This window comes from Gordonia sp. UBA7860 (assembly GCF_002500165.1).
GTDB classification, from domain to species: domain Bacteria; phylum Actinomycetota; class Actinomycetes; order Mycobacteriales; family Mycobacteriaceae; genus Gordonia; species Gordonia sputi.
Genome location: NZ_DLSO01000046.1, coordinates 40,359 through 41,341 on the forward strand (window position 1 = coordinate 40,359; position 983 = coordinate 41,341).

Sequence of the window (983 nt, forward strand, 5' to 3'; positions counted from 1 at the left end):
GTCAGTGGATACTGCTCATCACCGCGACGACGACGCCGGCAACCACCAGCACCCCGACGCATATCGCCATCGCGATGGCGAGGCGTCGACGCTTGCGGTTGACGGCGTTGATACCCACGCCGATCGCGATGAGTATGGCCGCCGAGTAGAGCGCGATGGCAAGCGTGAGTACTGCGACCTCGCCCTGATCCGCGGCGAGGACCAGGGCGCTCGGTGAAGGCGTCATGCCCTCGAGTAGATCATTCGAGCTGATCCGTCAGCGGACGGGCACGACGATGCTGGGCGCACAGCCGCTTCTCCCGGCCTGCAGGACTACGGCGACGGGGTGGTGACCGTTGTTGTTGTCGTCGAGTCGGGAGTCGTCGACTGCGGCGGTGTCGAGTTGTCCGGGATCGATGAGGTGGAGCCCGTTGGGGCAGGGGTTGTGGTTGTCGTGGTCTCCTCGGAAGGAGTGCCGGTCGTCGATTCGGTTGTGGAGCTGGCAGATCGGGCGGATTCCGACGGCGAGGTCGGCGTCGTGCTCGATGTACTCGACGCCTTGTCTGCCGCCACCGCTGCGAGTACCGCCGGGGTCTGCACCTGCTGCGACGCCGCGACACGCGCGGCAGCAGTTGCCTTAGCCACGCCGTCGGGTTCCGGCGATCCCGCAGCACTGACGAGCTGGGTCTTCGCGGTCACCGCAGGCGTCTTGTTGAGTGCGCCCAACACGTCGTTCTTACCTGCGCCCAGGCTGCGATCCCAATTGGCCCAGTTGTGGACGCCATAGTTCGGAAGCGAGATCACCGACACCCCCGACTGCGCGAGCTGCAACTGCATGAGCACCGTCGATACCGCCGACAGGACTTCCAACGCGATGGCGTTGATCAGATCCGACTGCGAGAGCTTTGCCATATCGGCGGGACTCGGAAAGCCGCTTCCGGACGAGATGATCAGGGTCTGACCGTTTTGCTTGAGTTTGTCGATGTTCTTCGACGGATCGTTCG

At 64.2% G+C, this 983-nt stretch carries 1 protein-coding gene and 1 pseudogene; both read right to left on the reverse strand.

Features of this window, described 5'->3' with window-relative positions; genetic code table 11:
- Position 1 precedes the first annotated feature (1 nt).
- Entirely contained in the window at positions 2 to 226 is a 225-nt protein-coding gene (locus B3T59_RS06790; protein WP_005202113.1) for a hypothetical protein, read from the reverse strand.
- An 86-nt stretch (positions 227 to 312) separates the two neighbouring features.
- A pseudogene (locus tag B3T59_RS06795) lies at positions 313 to 983 on the reverse strand (esterase family protein); the annotation flags it as partial.